We start from the raw sequence: 17191 nt of genomic DNA, 5'->3' as shown, positions 1-17191 counted from the left end.
ATACGTATGCCCGTATTTTTATAGGCCCAGGTGAGGCTGGACCAGGAAAAATACGTGTGGTCGCATTTCCCCGCACCCGTACTATCCGACATGATGCGTCACCTACCCTGAGCGGCAAATTCCGGGCGGCCCTGCGCTAACCGCCCACCGGCACCCCGGTGACCACGCGGATACGCGCGACGTCGGAACGCAGCACACCCACGGCATGCTCGAGCGGCACCCCGTCACCGGTGGTGGTGTTGCGGCAGATGCGCAGCAAGGGCTGATTACCGGTGATGCCGAGGACCTCCTGTTCCCAGGCGGAGGCGACGCCGGGGATGATCGTCTCGGCCTTGTGCACGGGGCGCAGGTTCCACCGGGAGCCGAGCAGTTCATACATGTGGCCGGAGAGATCGGCATCCAGCAGCCCGGGTACCCGCTCCTCGGGGAAGTGCGTCTTCTCGATGACCATCGGTGTGCCCTCCACCGAATGGACCCGCACGATACGGAAGACGGGGGCACCAGGGTCGATGCGCAGGGCCTCCGCCACGCTGTTCTCCGCGGGAACGGTCATGGCGCGGTGGACCTCGCAGCCGACCGTCATCCCCAGCTGCCGCAGCTGCGGCAGCACACCCTCCATGCGGGTGAGTTCGACGACGGGTGGGGCGGAGCGGACGAAGGTGCCGCCGGTGCGGCCGCGACGGCGTTCGATCAGCCCCTCCATCTGGAGGACGTCGAGGGCGTGGCGCACGGTCATCCGGGCCACACCGAATTCCTCGACGAGTTCACGCTCCGTGGGCAGCCGGTCCCCGGGGGCCAGTCCGCGGCTATCGATCTGCCCGCGGATGCCGTCGGCGATGACGAGGTAGGTCGGGGAACGTCGGGACTGGAGATTCACCCGGACAACACTAGCCAATCCATACGGTAAGTCGAATATGGGTGCCGCCACATGTCTCCCCCGCGGCGGCTCAGTCGCGGAAACGTGCCGGGACCTCGGCCTCCCCCAGGACGAGCATGAGTCGGTTGGCCCAGTTGAAGAAGGCGGTGGCGTACAGGTGGTCGATGAGGGAGGCATCATCCAGACCGGCCTCGCGCAGCCTGGCCACGTGCTCCCCGCCGTAGGAGACGGGGGTGGCGGTCAGGGCGACGGCGGCCTCGCGGATGGCGTTCCAGCGTGCGTCTCCCAGGTCTGCCTCATGCCCCTCGTCGAGGAGCTTGTCGACGCTTCCCGCGTCCCCGCCCTCCTCCACCGAGCGCACCGAGTGCACGGAGGCGCAGTACTCGCAGCCGTTGTACCGGGAGGCGACGGTCGCGGCGAGTTCCCGTTCCGCGCGGCTGAGGCCGCCGTCGGTGTTGTAGAAGATGTCCAGGTCCGTCAGCGTCCGGGCCTTCAGGGCATCCGGGTCGCGGGCCAGGAGACGGAAGTAAGCCATGTCGGCGCGCTCGGGGCGGATGAGCGAGTCGAGCTGTGCCTCGGTGAGTTCCGCCTTCGGCACGGGGGCGACCCACGCCTTCCAGCCCAGGGAGTGGCGCACGAAGCGGCTGGGTCGGGACAGGTCCGGCCAGGTGGTGATGTCCCCGTGGAGCTGCCAGTCCGGCTGTACGCCTGCCGCGCGGGCGGGGGCGGGAACGGTGACGTCGCGGCCGGCGAGCACCTGCAGGCCGTGGATGACGCGCAGCTGGAAGGCCAGGAAGGAGATGAGCTGGGTCAGGGAGACGGTGTCATCGGCGGACCAGCCGCGGGCCGCCAGGTGGGACATGGCCTCCGGGCGGGCGTCGCGGGGGTGGAAGACCAGCAGGTGAGCGATGTCGAAGGCCGCTGCCAGCCGCTCCCCGAGGGCGTCCGCATCGTGGAGGACGAAACCGCCATCCCAGTAGGGGCCAGCGGAACGACCGGCCTCGATGGCGGCGTCGACTGCCTGCGGGAGGGCGGCGGGGGCGTCGTCAAGCAGCAGTTCCGCGTAGAAGGTGCGGGCGTTGGCCGCCCCGTGCAGGCCAGCGACATAGGTGGCCACGGCGTAGCGCTCGCCGTAGCTGAACGTGCCCGGCGCGGCGGGCTCGAGGAGAGCCTCGAAGCTGTTCTGGGCGTTGGCCAGGGCGTCGGGGCGGGCGCCGCGCAGGCGGGCCAGCGGGTGGTCCGGGCCGAGGGCGGAGAGCAGGTTGATGATGTCGGTCATGGTGATCACAGTCCCAGGTTGAGGTCGCCGCCCCGGTAACTGCGACCGGGGATGGCATCGATGAGGTTGCGGGTGAACTCCGATTCCGGGTTCTCGAAGACGGCTGCTGTCGCACCGTACTCGACCTGGCGACCGGCGCTCATCACCGAGACGGTGTCGGAGATCTGCCGCACCACGGCCAGGTCATGGGAGATGAACACGTACGTCAGGCCGAGTTCGGTCTGCAGCTCGTCGAGCAGGCGCAGGATCTGGGCCTGCACGGTCACGTCCAACGCGGAGACGGCCTCGTCGAGGACGACGAGCTCGGGTTCCAGGATCAGCGCACGGGCGATGGCCACGCGCTGGCGCTGCCCACCGGACAGTTCCGCGGGTCGTCGGCCGGCGACCGCCTGGTCGAGGGCCACCAGGTCGAGGTGGCGGTTGACCTGGGCGTCGACCTCCCCGCGTGTGAGGCGGCTGAAGTTGCGCAGCGGCTCGGCGATGATCTGGCCGATGCTCTGCCGCGGGTTCAGGGAGGAATAGGGGTTCTGGTAGACCAGCTGCACATCGCGGCGCAACTCCCGGCGGGCCTTCGCGTCCGCGGTGGTGATCTCCGTGGCACCGATGCGGATGGAACCGGCCGTCGGCTTGTTGAAGGCGGCGATGGACCGGCCGAGCGTGGTCTTGCCGGAACCGGACTCGCCGACAATGGCGTGGGTGGTGCCCCGGGGCACGGTGAAGGAGACGTCGTCGACGGCGGTGAAGTCCCCGAACCGCTGGGTGACGGAGTCGACGACAAGCAGCGGTTCCACTTCCGGGTCGACCTCGCGGCGGCGGTCGCCGGCCAGGGTGGCGGTGGTCAGGGAGGGGGCGTCGGCGAGCAGCTGGCGGGTGTAGGCGTCCTGCGGGTCGGTGAGCACGCTGGCCGCGATCCCGGATTCGCGGACGGTGCCGCGTTCCATGACCACAATGTGGTCGGCCCGGTCACCGGCCACCGCCAGGTCGTGGGTGATGAACAGGATGCCGATGCCCAGCTCCGCACGCATCTCATCCAGCAGGTCGAGGATGACCTTCTGCACGGTGACATCCAGGGCACTGGTCGGCTCGTCCGCGATGATCAGCTCCGGCTCCAGGGCCACGGCCGCAGCGATGAGCGCGCGCTGTTTCATGCCGCCGGACAACTCGTGCGGGTACTGGTCGTGGCGCTTGTCCGGGTTGTCGATGCCCACCCGCTCCAGCAGCTCGATGACCCGGGCCCGGCGGGCGGACCTGTCCCCGCGGCCGTGGATGGCCAGCCCCTCCCCCACGGACTCACCGATCGTCTTGACCGGGTTGAGGGAGTTGTTCGGGTCCTGCGGGATCAGACCGATGCGCTTCCCGCGCAGCTGACGCCACTGGCGCTCACTGAAACCGGTGACCGACTCCCCGCCGATACGGACCTCACCGGCATCGATGCTCGCGTTGCGCGGCAGCAGACCGATCGCCGCCTGCGCGGTGGTCGACTTGCCGGAACCGGACTCACCGACGATCGCGGTGATCTGCCCCGGGTGGACCTGCAGGCTGACACCGTTGACGGCATTGACCTCCCCACGCGAACTGGCGTAGGAGACGACGAGGTCGGTGACCTCCAGCAGAGGGGTGGTGCCTGGCATCTCAGGCCTCCTTCCGGATCGTGTGGCTGAGGTAGTTCGCCGCGCAGACCACCGCGACGATGACGACACCCGGCAGTACCGTCAACCACCAGGAGGTGGCCATGTAGTCACGGGCATCCGAGATGATCAGGCCCCATTCCGGGGTCGGCGGCGGCGCACCGTAACCCAGAAAACCCAGGGTGGACAGCTGCAGGATGGCCGAGCCGAACTGCAGGGCCGCCAGCGCCAGCACCGGGGTCAGGGAGTTGGGCAGGATGTGGCGGAAGAGCACCTGCGCCTGGGTACCGCCGGAACCGTAGGCGGCCTCCACGAAATCGGAACCGGCGACGCTGAGCACCTGGGACCGGGCCAGGCGGGCGAAGGTCGCCACCGAGGTGATGCCCACGGCGATGGCGGCGTTGATGGTGCCGAAACCCAGCAGGATGATCACCGACAGGCTCAGCAGCAGCGCCGGGATACTCAACAGCACATCCACCAGGCGCATGAGCACGGAATCGACCCAGCCGCGCCGGGTGCCGGCCAGCAGGCCGATCAGCGTGCCCACCACGAGACCCACGAGCACGGCGATGAGTGCGCCCGCCAGGGATTCGCGCGCACCCCAGACCACACGGGTGTACAGGTCGCGGCCGACGGAATCGGTGCCGAACCAGTTGGTGCCGTTGGGCTCCAGCAGGGGTTCGAAGGTGCCCGAGTTCGGGTCGTGGGTGGTGAACAGCTGCGGAATAAGGGCCCACAGGACGGCCAGCACGAGGATCACCGCGGCCACGACGGTGCCGGTGCGGCGGGCGGTGAGGCCGCCGGTACGGTTGCCGCTTCCGCGCCGGGGCAGGCGGGTGGCGGGGATGGTGGTCAGGGTGCTCATGCTCGAACCTTCCTGCGCAGACGGGGGTCGAGGACCGGGTAGAGCAGGTCCACGATGAGGTTGATCAGGACGTAGAGGGTGGCGGCGATGACGACCACGGCCAGCAGGACCGGGGTGTCGCGGTTGGCCACGGCCTGCACGGTCATCTGGCCGATGCCGGCGCGACCGAAGACGGCCTCGGTGACCACGGCACCGCCGACGAGTTCGCCGAAGAGCAGGCCGGCCATGGTCAGGGCGGGCAGCATGGCGTTGCGCAGGATGTTGCGCCAGAAGATCCAGGCCTCACCGGCGCCGCGGGAGCGGACCACCTGGATGAAGGGCTGGCGGTTGACCTCGTCAATGGAGCGGATGAGCACCTGGGCCAGGGGCGCGGAGATCGGCACCGCCAGGGTCAGCGAGGGCAGGATGAGCGACTGCAGCGGGGTGGCATCGATGACCGGCACCCAACCCAGGCGGAAGGAGATGACCTGGATGATGACGATGCCCAGCCAGAAGGTGGGCAGCGAGACCATGAAGGCCGGCAGGGAACGGACGATGTCGCCCACGAAGCCGAAGGTGCGGGTGGTGGCCAGCACGGCGATGAGCAGGGCCAGGAGGATGGCCAGGATGAAGGAGGCCACGGACAGGGCCACGGTGCCGGGCAGGGATTCCACGATCATCGTGGACACGGCGGTGCCGGTCTGCACGGAATAGCCGAAGCTGCCGGTGAGGAAGCCCCCGAGTGCCTGGAGGTACTGCAGGAGCAGGGGTTCATCGGCGCCGTAGGTCTCACGGATGCGCGCGATCTCCTCGGCGGACAGTGCCAGCTCGGGGCTGGCGTAGCGGGCCATCACGCCGTCGGAGGGCAGGGCCGAGAGCAGCAGGAAGGCCACGGTGTAGGTGATCAGCAGCACCAGGACGGCCTGCCCGATGCGGCGGAGGATCTGTGCGCGGGTCATTTACTGCTCCTCCCCGGCGGTGTCAGTGGTGTTCTGGTCCGGGTCCTCGAGCCAGACCCCGTAGAAGGAGGGGCGGCCGATGGACTCGGGCTGGAAGCCGTGGACATAGGGGGCCACGCCGAAGACCTGGGGCTCCTCGAAGAGCGGCAGGATGTAGGCCTGCTCGGTGAGGTAGTCCTGCACGCGGCGGGTCATCTCGGCACGCTCCGCTTCGGTGGGCAGGGCGGCAATCTGGCCGAGCATGTCCTCGAGGACGGGGTCGTGGATCTCGCCGGTGGTCTTGTCGCCGTTGAGCAGCTCGTTGCGGTTCTCGGAGTGCCACATGGACTTGATCACGTCGTAGTCGGCGCGGCCGACCATGGTGTGGCGGATCTGGATGGTGTTCCAGTCCAGGGAGTCGGCGTTCTGGGTGGCGTTGTCACCGGGGTTGAGGTGGATCTCCACGCCGATGCGGCGCAGGTGTTCCTGGACCTTGGTCACCACCTCGCGGGAACGCGGCTGGGGGACGGCCTCGTTGATGGTGAAGCTCAGGCGTTGCCCGTCGCGGGTGCGGATGCCGTCCCCGCCCATCTCCCAGCCGAGTTCGTCGAGCAGCTGCTCTGCCCGGGCGGGGTCGTATTCATAGGCGCCGGGCTGCTCCTGGTAGCCCAGCGCGGTGTGCGCGATGGCGGAGGTGGCCTGGACATAGGAATCGGAGAAGAGGGTGTGCATGATCTCGTCGCGGTCGATGCCGTGGATGAGGGCCTGGCGCATGCGGATGTCCTGCAGGTGCGGGTGCATGAAGCGGAAGCTCAGGGAGTTGTTGACGCCGTTGGTGCCGTGCCAGATGACGTTGAGGCCCTGTTCCTGGAGATGCCTCTCGACGGGCGCCTCCACCTGGCGCGCAATGTCCGCCTGCCCGGCGATCAGGCCGCCGACGCGGACGGATTCCTCGCTGGCCAGGATGAAGTCGACTGTGTCGACGCGGGCGCGTCCCTGGTGCGGGTGGGCCGGCGGGGCCCAGTCGTAGTCCTCGCGGGCGACCAGACGCAGGCGGGTGCCCAGCTGCTCGGATTCGATGACGAAGGGGCCGGAGCCGATGACGCCGGTGGCGTTGCCCGGTGCGAAACCGTCGTTGGCCAGGGCGAGGGTCTCGTCGGAGAGCAGACCGGCGTTGATGGAGCTGGTCGCCTGCGCGAAACCGGGGGCGGGGGCGGAGAAGTGGAAGCGGACGGTGTCCTCGTCGATGACCTCACCGCGCTCGTAGTTGGTGATCTGCTCGGAGGAGGTGAGCACCCGGTCGGAGTCCCCGAGGCCGAAGAGATCGAAGTTGGCCACCACGTTCTCGGCGGTCAGCGGGGTGCCGTCGGAGTAGGTGACGTCGGTGCGGATGTCGAAGGTGAATTCGGTGGCATCGTCGTTGATCTCGGGCAGGGAGGTGGCGATCCAGGGGCTGAGTTCCAGGGTCTCCGGGTCCTGGTAGAGCAGGCGGTCGGTGATGTTGTTGACCACGCCACCGTTGGGGTAGAAACCGGCGGCCGGCGGGTAGAGCGTGGCGAAGAAGATCGGCTCGAGGTAGGTCAGCCGGTTCTCCTCCACGGCGGAGGGCCGGGAGGTGCAGGCGACGACCAGGCTGAGGCTGGTGAGCAGCGCGAGGGCGACACTGATCCTGCGTCCGAGGTGGCGGAGGCCTCCGGTTCGGATGGGCACGTGGTTCTCCTGGATGGCGAAATAGTGAATAGTCTTATGTTTGAACAGCAACCTAACACACACTAGACTGTCCAGTATTATTCACATAGACAACTTGGTCTTAATTTCAGGAGCCGCACTTGTCCCCCCCCTCCCCCGCCATCGCCATCGTGGGACTCGGCCCCCGCGGCATCTCCGTCGTGGAGCGGCTGGCCGCCCTGATCGAACCCGGCACGGAACTCACCCTCCATCTTATTGACGAGGCCCAGCACGGCGCCGGCCGGGTATGGGACACCACGCAGACCCGCACCCTGTGCATGAACACACTCTCCGCCGCGGTCACCCTGTTCACCGAGCCCGGCTCCAGCGTCAAGGCCCCCGTGGTGGAGGGCCCGATCCTCCACGACTGGATCCGCCACCTGCGCGGCGAGGAGATCAACCCCGCCGCCGCGGCCCTGCTCGCCCAGCACCCGCCCGCCCCGGAGGTTGCCGAGGCCTTCGCCGAGGAGATCGCCGTCACCCGCCCGGAGTCCAACCCCTCCCGCGCCCTCTACGGCGCCTACCTGCGCTGGGTTCTCGACGTTGCCCTGGCCCGCCTGCCCGAGTCCGTCCAGGTGATCGCCCACCACTCCCGCGCGGTGGAGCTACAGGAGACCGACGGCGCCCGCGACCGGATCACGCTGGCTGATGGCACCACCGTCACCGCCGACGCCACCGTCCTGGCCTTAGGCTGGCACCAGCCGGGGCCGACCCACGAGGAGAACCTCCTGGCCGAATCGGGGCTGACCTGGATCCGCCCCGGCAACCCCCTCGAGCAGCCGGTGGAGCAGATCCCGGCGGAGGGCACCGTCCTGGTCCGCGGCCTGGGCATGGGTTTCTTCGATGTCATGGCACTGCTCACCTTCGACCGGGGCGGGCAGTTTCACGAGGACCCTGAGGCGCGTTCCGGCCTGCGCTACGAGGCCTCCGGCCGGGAACCGCACCTGGTGGTCACCTCCCACCGCGGTTATCCCTACCTGCCGAAATCCGAGTACCACGCCTTGCCCCCGGCCGCGGAGCTGCGCCGCCTCAAGGCCGCCATCGCGCGGCTGCAGGGGGCGGAGCGCATCGACTTCGACACCCAGGTGTGGCCCGCGGTCATCGCCGACGCCTACGAGGCCTACTACGCCACTCTGGCGCGGGTGCGCCCCGGGGCCGTCGACCTGCCCACCACCGAATTCGCGGAGCTTCTCGACGCCCTCGTCGCCGCAGGCAACATCACGGGGGATCTGCGGGGCGTCGACAAGCTGCTTGCCGCACACAGCCGCGAGCCCTTCAGCCTGCGGACCTGGCTGGAACCCCTAGCCGGTGTCACCGGCACCCGTGCGGAGCTGACCGCACACATCGCCGACCGCATGGCCGGCGACATCCACGAGGCCACCCTGGGCCTGGACAGCCCGGCCAAGGCCGCCCTGTGGTCGATCAGCGCCTCCCGCAAACCCACCGCGATCCTCGGCGCACAGGACCGCTACACCTTCGAGTCGCGCCGTAACCTGCACGCCACGATGATGTCCCTGGGACAGATGGTCGGCTCCGGCCCGCCGCTGTTCCGCACCCGCCAGCTGCTCGCGCTCGTCGATGCCGGCCTGGTCAGCTTCCTCGGGGCGAACCCGAAGATTCGTGTCACCGGCGGGGAATTCGTGGCCACCTCCCCCACCACGAACAAGGCGGAGGTCCGCTCCCCCGTCCTCGTGGACGCCTGGATGCACAGCCCCGATGTACGCCGCCGCGCCGACCCGCTGGCCCTGTCCATCGCGGGAGCCGGCCGCAGCCGCGCATACCACCTGAGCACCAGCGACGGACAGCGCATCGCCAGCGGCTCCCCCGAGGTCGACCCCGCCAGCCGGCTGCTCATCCGCGCCGACGGCAGCACTGATCCGCGGCTCAGCCTCATCGGCATCCCGACGTGGGGTCAGCTGCCCGACACCACCATCTCCCCCATGCCGGGCACCGACGCCCTCATGCTGCAGGAGACCGACGCCGCGGCGCGCACGGCCCTGGCCACGGCGCTGGGCTGACTACCTCCGGTCACCGACCTCGATGCGCGGGCGCACCGAGATGTCCGTGATCTGGGTGCTGGGTCCGGCATCCACCACCGTCCGGACGGCCCGGGCGATCTCCACCGGCTCGATGAAGTGGCCGGCCCGGTACTCCCTCCCGTCCTGCGCGTAAAGCCCCTCCAGCATCGGGGTGTCGGTCGGGCCGGGCGCGACGGTGGCCACCCGCACCCCGCCCACGGACTCGGCCTTACGCAGCCCATCAGCCAGCGCATAGAGGGCGTGTTTGGTGGCGGCGTAGACGATATTGTCGCCGTAGGAACTGCGCCCGGCACCGGAGTTGATGAACACCACGGTGCCCTGCGCCTCCCGAATGGCGGGCAGCAGACGGCGGGTCAGCTCGGCAGGCACGACCACGTTGAGGTCCAGCGCATCGCGCCAGTCCGACGGCCGGGCGGATTCCACGCTGAACTTCGTCGCGACGGCTGCGGCATGCACGACGACGTCGACCCGCGTGAGCTCGGTGAGCCGGTCGACGGAGGAGGGCGCCTCCTCCCCGAGCAGGTCGGCGACCAGGTCGGAGTTGACGGGCGTGACGTTCGAGAGTGCACCGAGTTCCGCCAGGGCCCCGTCGTTGCGCCCGAGGGCGTAGACGTGATGGGTGCGGGCGAGGTCCGCGACGATCTCGCGGCCCATACCGCCCGTCGCGCCGGTGACAATGGCGATTGCTTCGGTCATATCATCGACTGTAGCCGGGCCGGATGACGCGCGGACCAATCTGTCCGAAAGAGGAGGATCATGTTTGCTGTCGTGTTCGGTGTCCTGGTCGGGCTGGTGATGCCGGTGCAGACCAACGCGAACTCGCGTCTGCGCCTGTCGGTGGGTTCGCCCTTCCTGGCCTCCCTGATCTCCTTCAGTGTCGGCTTCCTCGCCCTGTTTCTCGCCGTCCTGCTTCTCGACGCCCGCCTGCCCGACCTCGCCCTCGCCGCCGGCCGGCCCGCCTGGCTGTGGTCCGGCGGCCTGCTGGGCGTGGTAGTGCTGACCGCCAACATCTTCCTCTTCCCCCGTCTGGGCAGCGTGCAGACCGTGGTTCTGCCCATCACTGGCCAGGTCATCATGGGGCTGGCCATCGATCACTTCAGCCTCTTCCACGCACCCCAGTCCGCGCTGACCGGCACCCGGGTACTCGGTGCCCTGCTGCTGGTGGCCGGCGTGCTCGGCGCCATCGGCCTGGCGGACGCCCTGCTGCACCCGCACCGGGATCCCGGCGCGGCCGGCACACCGGGGAGCGGACCAGGCCTGTGGGGCTGGCGGATCGCCGGGGTGGTCGCAGGCATGTTCTCCGCGACCCAGACCGCGGTCAACGGCCAGCTCGGCGTGGTGCTGGGCACCGCCACCGGTGCAGCGTTGATCTCGTTTGCCGTCGGGGTGGCCGTGCTGCTGTTCATCGTGCTGGCCGGCCGGGCCCCCTGGCAGCTGAGGGTGCCGGAGGGGGAGCTACGCAACCCGTGGTGGATGTGGATCGGCGGTTTCCTGGGGGCGGTCTTCGTCTTCGGCAACGCCTTCCTCGCCCCGGTCATCGGCACGGGCCTGACGGTGATGGTCATCGTGCTGGGACTCATGGCCGGCAGCCTGCTCATCGACCACTTCGGTCTGCTGGGGGCGACACGCAAACCGGCCACCGTGCTGCAGGTCCTGGGACTTGCGTGCATGGTGGCCGGGGTGGCGGTCATCCGCCTGCTCTGAGGCCGGCGGGATCGCGGGTTAGTTGCGGGCCCACCAGTTGTCGAGGGTCAGGTTCGCGATGGTGACATTGTCGATGAACTTGCCGCGGACCGGGTCGGTACCGGTAGTGGAGCGGACAATGTCCTCGCTGCCGGCGCCACGGAAGAAGACGGGCACCAGCATGTTGGTGTGGTTGCCGGAGTAGTAGTCATGGGCCGGGACCTCACCGACGGCGCCGGTCAGGGCCTTGTAGTCCGGCGTCTCAGCCTGGCCGGAGAGGTAACCGGTCTCGTGGTCGGCGGTGACGATGACCAGGGTCTCGTCCCAGGAGGAGTTCTCCTCGACCCAGGTGACGACGGTCTCGACGGCATCGTTGAAGGCCTGGACCTCCTCGATGTCCCGGGCGATGTCGTTGGCGTGGCCGGCCCAGTCGATGGCGCCGCCCTCGATCATGAGGTGGAAGCCGTCCTCGTCCTGGTTGAGCACGTTGAGTGCGCCCTCGGACATGGTGGCCAGGTCGACGACGTCGTTCAGGTCGGTGTCGTAGGGGACGATGGAATCGCCGGAGCGGTCATGCTGCAGGGTGTCGGCGACCTGCGCCAGACCGAAGTAGCGCTCGCCGTCGAGTTCGCCGTTGGCCAGGGCCTCGAAGTCCGCGTCCTCCTCGATGAAGGTGAAGTCGGTCTCCCCGTTGGACAGACGCTCGTACTGCTCGACACTCATGTACTTCTGGTAGGCGGTGGATACCTTCTGGTTGTCATTGTTGAAGAAGGGGTGGCCCGCGCCCATGATGACGTCGAGATCGCTGTTGATCATCTCCTCGGCCATGGGGACGAGATCGTTGCGGTTCGGGTTGTGGGCGGCCCAGGCAGCCGGGGTGGCGTGATTGAACGGCACGCTGGAGACGACACCGGCGGCCTTGCCCTGCGCCTTGGCGCGCTCGGAGATGTTCTCCACGGACGCGTCGGTCTCGTCGACGCCGATCTTGCCGTTGACGGTCTTCTTGCCGGTGGCCATGGCGGTGCCGGCAGCGGCGGAGTCGGTGAAGTCTTCGTTGACGTAGTTGTGGTCGGCCCAGGCGCGGTCCGGCTCATAGGAGTTGTTGTGCTGGAAGGTGGTCATGGCCAGCTGGTTCCACTTGTCACCCTCATAGACCTGGACCGCCTCGCCCGGGGCCTCGGAGAGATCCGAACCGGCCTCACCCTCGACCTGGTAGCGGGTCTGGCCGGACTCGAAGAGGTTGGCTGCGGCCACGTGGTTGTAGCCCATGCCGTCACCGACCAGGTAGATGATGTTCTTCGGGGCCTTCTTGACGCCCGGCAGACCCGTGGAGGATTCGTGGCCCATGGAGGAGCCCGTGAAGGCGGTGGCCGAGGGGGCCACGAGACCGGTGAGCATGATGGCGCTGGCAGCTGCGGCGAGGATGGTGCGCGGCATGCGGCGGGAGAGAGACATTCGAATCCTCAGGTGATCATCAAGTGCGAACAAAATGGAGAGGGCTGATTAGCCACGGCAGGACACCCCGTGGCGAGCCCTCAACAGCACCCTAAGGACACTTCATTAACGAATTTCTACCTCCTGGTTAACACTCCGACCATTTAAGATGACCTTTAGGGGAAGTCACGATATGGCCTGTGAACTGCACCTATAGTTTCTCCCGAAAGTGATGGGCACCCTATCCCCGCACTTTCTCCAGCAACCCCTGAGGCGCGGGCGTGCGGTGAAACCCGCGATCACGGGCACGCGAAGACCATCCCGTGAGGACGCGCCCGCGACCGACCCAGGAAAAGCACGAAAAACCCGCGATGGGCTCTGCGGACTTTTTGTGGGACCTAGTCAGGCAGCAATTACGTTGGGCTGCGGGTCCTGCCCGCGGAATTCAGCGATAGTGACGAAGTCCAGGCGGGCGTTAATCCGGCCCCAAATATACCAGTCGATGTACTGGTCGAGCGCCGTGAGTACCTGCTGTCTGGTCATCTTCTCCGTTTGGCGTTTGACCGGGAACAATTCACGTTTCATGGTGCCGAAGAATCCTTCCGCCGCAGCGTTGTCCCCGCTGGTGCCTTTCCTCGACATCGATGGGATGAATCGTGGATGTTCCTGCCCATCGACAATAGTGGTCATTGCATCGATCCAGACATTGGCCCGGTAGTGGAATCCCCGGTCGGAGTGGATGATCGGGCACACCCCGTCGGGAAGTTGAGCAAGAGTATCGTCCAGCATGGTCATCACCAGATCCATGCTCGGCCGGTAGCTGGCACTGACACTGATGGGCATGCCGTCATACAGGTCAATCATCGGCGACAGGTACACCTTGCCGTCGGCGCATTTAAACTCGGTGACGTCGGTGACCAACCGCTGATAGGGGCCATCAGCGTGGAAATCATGGGTCCGCGGGCGCTGCGGATGAATGTGGTTGTACTCGGTGAACGCGACCGATGGCCGGCCGGCAGCCTCCGGCAGGGTTCCGTCGGTGTGGACCATCAGCAGGTTATCGGGGACATGGGCGTTTTCACCCTGGTCCCCCACCACCTGACGACGAAACCCCCGCCCGGTGACCATGCACCAGGCGGGGACAGTACCGCAGAGCAGGAAGAGCTAGGCCTCCACGGAGGAGTCGGCGACCGCGGTGGCGGCGGCAACGGCCTCGAGAGCCACGTCGATGTCGGCGAGCAGGTCCTCGATGTCCTCGATGCCGATGGAGATGCGCACCAGGTCGCGTGGGACCTCCAGCTGGGAGCCGGCGGCGGACTGGTGGGTCATGGTGGCGGGGTGCTCGACGAGCGATTCGACACCACCGAGGGACTCGGCCAGGCAGATCAGGCGGGTGTTCAGGCAGAACACGCGGGCAGCCTCCTCGGAGTGGAAGCGCACGGAGATCATGCCGCCGAAACGCCGCATCTGACGTTTGGCCACCTCATGGCCCGGGTGGGACTTCAGGCCCGGGTAGAGGACGGTGGACACCAGGTCGGAGGCCTCGAGGTGCTCGGCGATGGCCTCGGCGTTGTCGCAGTGGCGGTCCATGCGCACAGCCAGGGTCTTGATGCCGCGGGCGGTGAGGTAGGCGTCGAAAGGCGAGGGGATCGGGCCGACTCCGCCCTGGAACCACAGCAGCCTCTCATCGAAGGCCGCATCGTTGGTGACCACGACGCCGCCGACAACGTCCGAGTGGCCGCCGAGATACTTGGTGGTGGAGTGCAGGACGTGGTCCGCACCCAGAGCCAGGGGCTGCTGCAGGTAGGGGGAGGCGAAGGTGTTGTCCACCACGAGAGCGGCGGAGCCCTTGATCCCGGCGATGGCGGCGATGTCGGTGATGCTCAGCGCCGGGTTGGTGGGCGTCTCCAGCCAGATCAGCTTCGTGTTGTCCCTGAGTGCGGACTGCACGGCGGTGACGTCGGTGGTGTCGACCACGGTGTACTCCACGCCCCATTCGCCGAAGGCCTGGTCGATGAGGCGCCAGGTGCCGCCGTAGGCGTCGTGGCCGAGGACGAGGTGGTCGCCCGGGCGCAGGAGGATGCGCAGAATGACGTCGGTGGCGGCCATGCCGGAGGAGAAGGCGCGGCCGTACTGCGCACCCTCCAGGTTGGCGACGGTCTTCTCCAGGGCGTCGATCGTCGGGTTGCCGCAGCGGGTGTACTCGAAGCCGCCGCGCAGCTCGTTGAGGCCGTCCTGCGCGAAGGTGGTTGACGCGTAGATCGGCATGTTGATGGGGCCGTAGAGGCTGTCGGGCTCATATCCGGCGTGAATGGAACGGGAGGAAAAACCATTGAGTCCGTGGGTCATGTCGGCCACTATAGACCAAGCTGTCCATGAGGACATCACTGTTTCTGAATTATATGCAGAGCGCGAACCAGCGTCCCGCGACGGTCTCCAGGGAGACGGGCAGCTCGTAGAGTGCGGAGAGGTTCTCCGAGGTCAGCGTGTCTTCCACCGGCCCGGCCGCCAGCACACGGGAGTCCTTCATGAGCAGGACATCGCTTGTCGACGCCGCGATCTCCTCCACATGGTGCGTCACCAGCACCGTGGTCAACTCCGGCCGCAACGTACGCAGTTCATCGAGGACACGCAGCAGCAGTTCCCGGCCCGGCAGGTCCAGGCCGGTAGTGGGTTCGTCGAGAAGCAGCAGCTCCGGCTCCGTGATCAACGCCCGCGCGATGAGCGTGCGGGCCCGCTCCCCCTGGCTCAGCTCCATCCAGCGCCGCCCACGTTTAGCGGCCAGGCCGGTCAACTCCAGCAGCTGCTCCCGGCGCTCCAGCTCCGCGGCCGTCGGCGTCCAGCGGGGCAGCAGTCCGTTGGAACCGGTGACACCGCTGAGCACCAGCTCCGCCACCGGGTAATCCCCCAGCCGCTGGCGCGGATCCACCCAGCCGATGCGGCGGCGCAGCTTCAGCAGCTCCACCCGGCCGAGACGCTCACCGAGGATGTCCACGGTGCCGGTCGTCGGGTACCACCAGCCGCCCGCCAACTTCAGGGCCGTGGATTTACCCGCCCCGTTCGGCCCGAGCACCGCCCAGTGGGAACCCGCCGGCACCCGCCAGCTCAGGTTCTCCACCAGCCGGGTGGCACCGCGGCGGACGGTGACGTCATCGAGGAGAAGAGCATGGTCATTCATGCGGGCCAGTCTAGGCTGGAAATCATGAACACCCCGAAGTCTGTCTATGAGGCGGTCGGCGGCGACGCCACCTTCGCCCGGATCTCCGCCGGTTTCTATGAGCAGGTCAGAACCGATGACATCCTCGGCCCCATGTACCCCGACGATGACTGGGAGGGCGCCGAGGCCCGGTTGAAATGGTTCCTCGCCCAGTACTGGGGCGGGCCAGCCACCTTCAACGAACAGCGCGGCGCACCGATGCTGCGGCGCCGCCACTTCGAGTTCCACGTGGACCGCGAAGCCGCCATCCGCTGGCTGGAACTGATGAAGGTCTCCCTCGACCAGATCGACGACGAGACCATCCCGCCCGCCTACCGCCACCAGATCTGGGAGCACATGGAACGGGTGGCGGCAATGCTGATCAACCAGCCAGATCCGGGAACGCCCGGCGCACCGGCTCACTGACCAGGCGCCCGCCGCGCGTCATCACGCCCGGGGCCAGCCCCGGGAACCGACCGGTCGCCCCGTCGACCCCGAGGTCGGCGATCGCGCGGACAAACGGCAGGGTCGCCCCCGTCAGCGCCCGGGTGGAGGTGTTGGCCACCGCGCCCGGCATGTTGGGCACACCGTAGATCAGCGTGTCGTGGACCCGCAGGACCGGTTCCTCATGGCTGGTCTTGCGGGACGGCTCGATGCAGCCGCCCTGGTCGATGGCCACATCCACCAGCACCGCCCCCTTCTTCATGTGGGCGACCAGCTCATCCGGCACCAGTGTCGGGGCCTTTGCACCGGCGACGAGGACGGCACCGATGACCAGATCGGCGTCGAGAAGCTCCTCCTCAATCGACATCGGGTCGGAGAGGATGGTGCGGACATTGCCCTGGTAGAGGTCGTCGAAACGCTCCAGCACCCGCGGATCAAGATCCATGACGGTGACCGAGGCACGCGAACCCTGAGCCATGGCCACCGCCGAGGCGCCCACCTGGCCGCCGCCGAGGACGACGACCTTCGCCGGGGAGATGCCCGGCACGCCGGAGAGCAGCACACCGCGGCCACCCTTCTGGCTCATCAGGTGGTGCGCCCCCTCCTGGACCGCGAGCCGGCCGGCGACCTGGCTCATCGGAGTGAGCAGCGGCAGCCCACCGCGCGCATCAGTGACCGTCTCATAGGCCAGCGCGGTGATGCCTGAGTCGACCAGCGCCTGCGTGCACTCCCGGGACGCCGCCAGGTGCAGATAGGCGAACAGCACAAGGTCCTCGCGCAGGAACTGGTACTCCTCCGGCAGCGGCTCCTTCACCTTGAGCACCAGCTCCGCGTCGTTCCACACCTCCGCGGCGGTCGCCGCGACACGCGCCCCGCGCTCCGCGTACTCCGCATCGGCGAAGGAGGAACCCTCGCCGGCACCGGTCTCCACGATGACCTCGTGTCCCTCGGCGATCAGGGTGGCGGCACCGGCCGGGCTCAGCGCAACACGCCCCTCGTTGTTCATGATCTCTCTGGGGATACCGATGCGCATGGCGTGACTGTCCTCTCTACGGACCCTGCGGTGTGACCGTAACTTCGTGATGGCTCCGACCATTGTGC

At 67.9% G+C, this 17191-nt stretch carries 15 protein-coding genes; 3 read left to right on the top strand and 12 right to left on the bottom strand.

What is annotated here, in order from left to right:
- Positions 1 to 136: 136 nt before the first annotated feature.
- The 6 genes from NYP18_RS11840 to NYP18_RS11815 form a co-directional block, all read right to left on the bottom strand.
- Entirely contained in the window at positions 137 to 877 is a 741-nt protein-coding gene (locus NYP18_RS11840) for a GntR family transcriptional regulator (protein WP_259428406.1), read from the bottom strand.
- 70 nt (positions 878 to 947) lie between these two features.
- The gene (locus NYP18_RS11835; protein WP_259428405.1) at positions 948 to 2156 is read right to left on the bottom strand and encodes an alkylhydroperoxidase domain protein; all 1209 of its coding nucleotides are present in this window, start codon (positions 2154 to 2156) and stop codon (positions 948 to 950) included.
- 5 nt (positions 2157 to 2161) lie between these two features.
- Positions 2162 to 3787, bottom strand: a complete 1626-nt coding sequence (locus NYP18_RS11830) for a dipeptide ABC transporter ATP-binding protein (RefSeq protein WP_259428404.1) — start codon at positions 3785 to 3787, stop codon at positions 2162 to 2164.
- 1 nt (position 3788) lies between these two features.
- Positions 3789 to 4649: an ABC transporter permease gene (locus tag NYP18_RS11825; protein ID WP_259428403.1), complete on the bottom strand. Its 861-nt coding sequence runs from the start codon at positions 4647 to 4649 to the stop codon at positions 3789 to 3791.
- Positions 4646 to 5587: an ABC transporter permease gene (locus NYP18_RS11820; protein ID WP_259428402.1), complete on the bottom strand. Its 942-nt coding sequence runs from the start codon at positions 5585 to 5587 to the stop codon at positions 4646 to 4648. The genes NYP18_RS11825 and NYP18_RS11820 overlap by 4 nt, the downstream gene beginning before the upstream one ends.
- A complete protein-coding gene (locus NYP18_RS11815) occupies positions 5588 to 7276 on the bottom strand; it encodes a TIGR04028 family ABC transporter substrate-binding protein (RefSeq protein WP_439648093.1) in 1689 nt (562 codons plus the stop codon).
- 119 nt (positions 7277 to 7395) lie between these two features.
- Between NYP18_RS11815 and NYP18_RS11810 the strand changes: the two genes are divergently transcribed.
- The gene (locus NYP18_RS11810) at positions 7396 to 9312 is read left to right on the top strand and encodes an FAD/NAD(P)-binding protein (protein ID WP_259428401.1); all 1917 of its coding nucleotides are present in this window, start codon (positions 7396 to 7398) and stop codon (positions 9310 to 9312) included.
- Here NYP18_RS11810 and NYP18_RS11805 read toward each other — a convergent pair whose 3' ends face one another.
- Positions 9313 to 10029, bottom strand: coding sequence for an SDR family oxidoreductase (locus NYP18_RS11805; protein WP_259428399.1), 717 nt, complete (start codon positions 10027 to 10029; stop codon positions 9313 to 9315).
- 60 nt (positions 10030 to 10089) lie between these two features.
- On the opposite strand from NYP18_RS11805, the gene NYP18_RS11800 reads away from it, so the two are divergent.
- Positions 10090 to 11037 carry a DMT family transporter gene (locus NYP18_RS11800; RefSeq protein WP_259428398.1) on the top strand — a complete coding sequence of 316 codons (948 nt, stop codon included), beginning with the start codon at positions 10090 to 10092 and terminating at the stop codon, positions 11035 to 11037.
- 18 nt (positions 11038 to 11055) lie between these two features.
- Here NYP18_RS11800 and NYP18_RS11795 read toward each other — a convergent pair whose 3' ends face one another.
- From NYP18_RS11795 to NYP18_RS11780, 4 genes are all read right to left on the bottom strand, one after another.
- Positions 11056 to 12471 carry an alkaline phosphatase gene (locus NYP18_RS11795; protein ID WP_259428397.1) on the bottom strand — a complete coding sequence of 472 codons (1416 nt, stop codon included), beginning with the start codon at positions 12469 to 12471 and terminating at the stop codon, positions 11056 to 11058.
- A 381-nt stretch (positions 12472 to 12852) separates the two neighbouring features.
- Entirely contained in the window at positions 12853 to 13578 is a 726-nt protein-coding gene (locus NYP18_RS11790) for a DDE-type integrase/transposase/recombinase (protein WP_259428396.1), read from the bottom strand.
- Positions 13579 to 13614: 36 nt separating this feature from the next.
- On the bottom strand, positions 13615 to 14799 hold the full coding sequence (locus tag NYP18_RS11785; RefSeq protein ID WP_259428395.1) for a cystathionine gamma-synthase: 1185 nt from the start codon (positions 14797 to 14799) through the stop codon (positions 13615 to 13617).
- A gap of 49 nt (positions 14800 to 14848) precedes the next feature.
- Positions 14849 to 15628 (bottom strand): ABC transporter ATP-binding protein, encoded by a 780-nt coding sequence (locus tag NYP18_RS11780; protein WP_259428394.1) that lies wholly within the window; start codon positions 15626 to 15628, stop codon positions 14849 to 14851.
- Positions 15629 to 15652: 24 nt separating this feature from the next.
- Here NYP18_RS11780 and NYP18_RS11775 point away from each other — a divergent pair, with 24 nt between their 5' ends.
- Positions 15653 to 16072 carry a globin domain-containing protein gene (locus NYP18_RS11775; RefSeq protein ID WP_259428393.1) on the top strand — a complete coding sequence of 140 codons (420 nt, stop codon included), beginning with the start codon at positions 15653 to 15655 and terminating at the stop codon, positions 16070 to 16072.
- Here NYP18_RS11775 and ald read toward each other — a convergent pair.
- A complete protein-coding gene (gene ald, locus NYP18_RS11770) occupies positions 16029 to 17123 on the bottom strand; it encodes an alanine dehydrogenase (protein WP_259428392.1) in 1095 nt (364 codons plus the stop codon). The genes NYP18_RS11775 and ald overlap by 44 nt on opposite strands.
- Positions 17124 to 17191: the final 68 nt, after the last annotated feature.

This window comes from Corynebacterium lemuris, assembly GCF_024919295.1.
Classification (GTDB): Bacteria; Actinomycetota; Actinomycetes; order Mycobacteriales; family Mycobacteriaceae; genus Corynebacterium; species Corynebacterium lemuris.
This window is presented reverse-complemented; position numbering and strand designations above follow the sequence as displayed.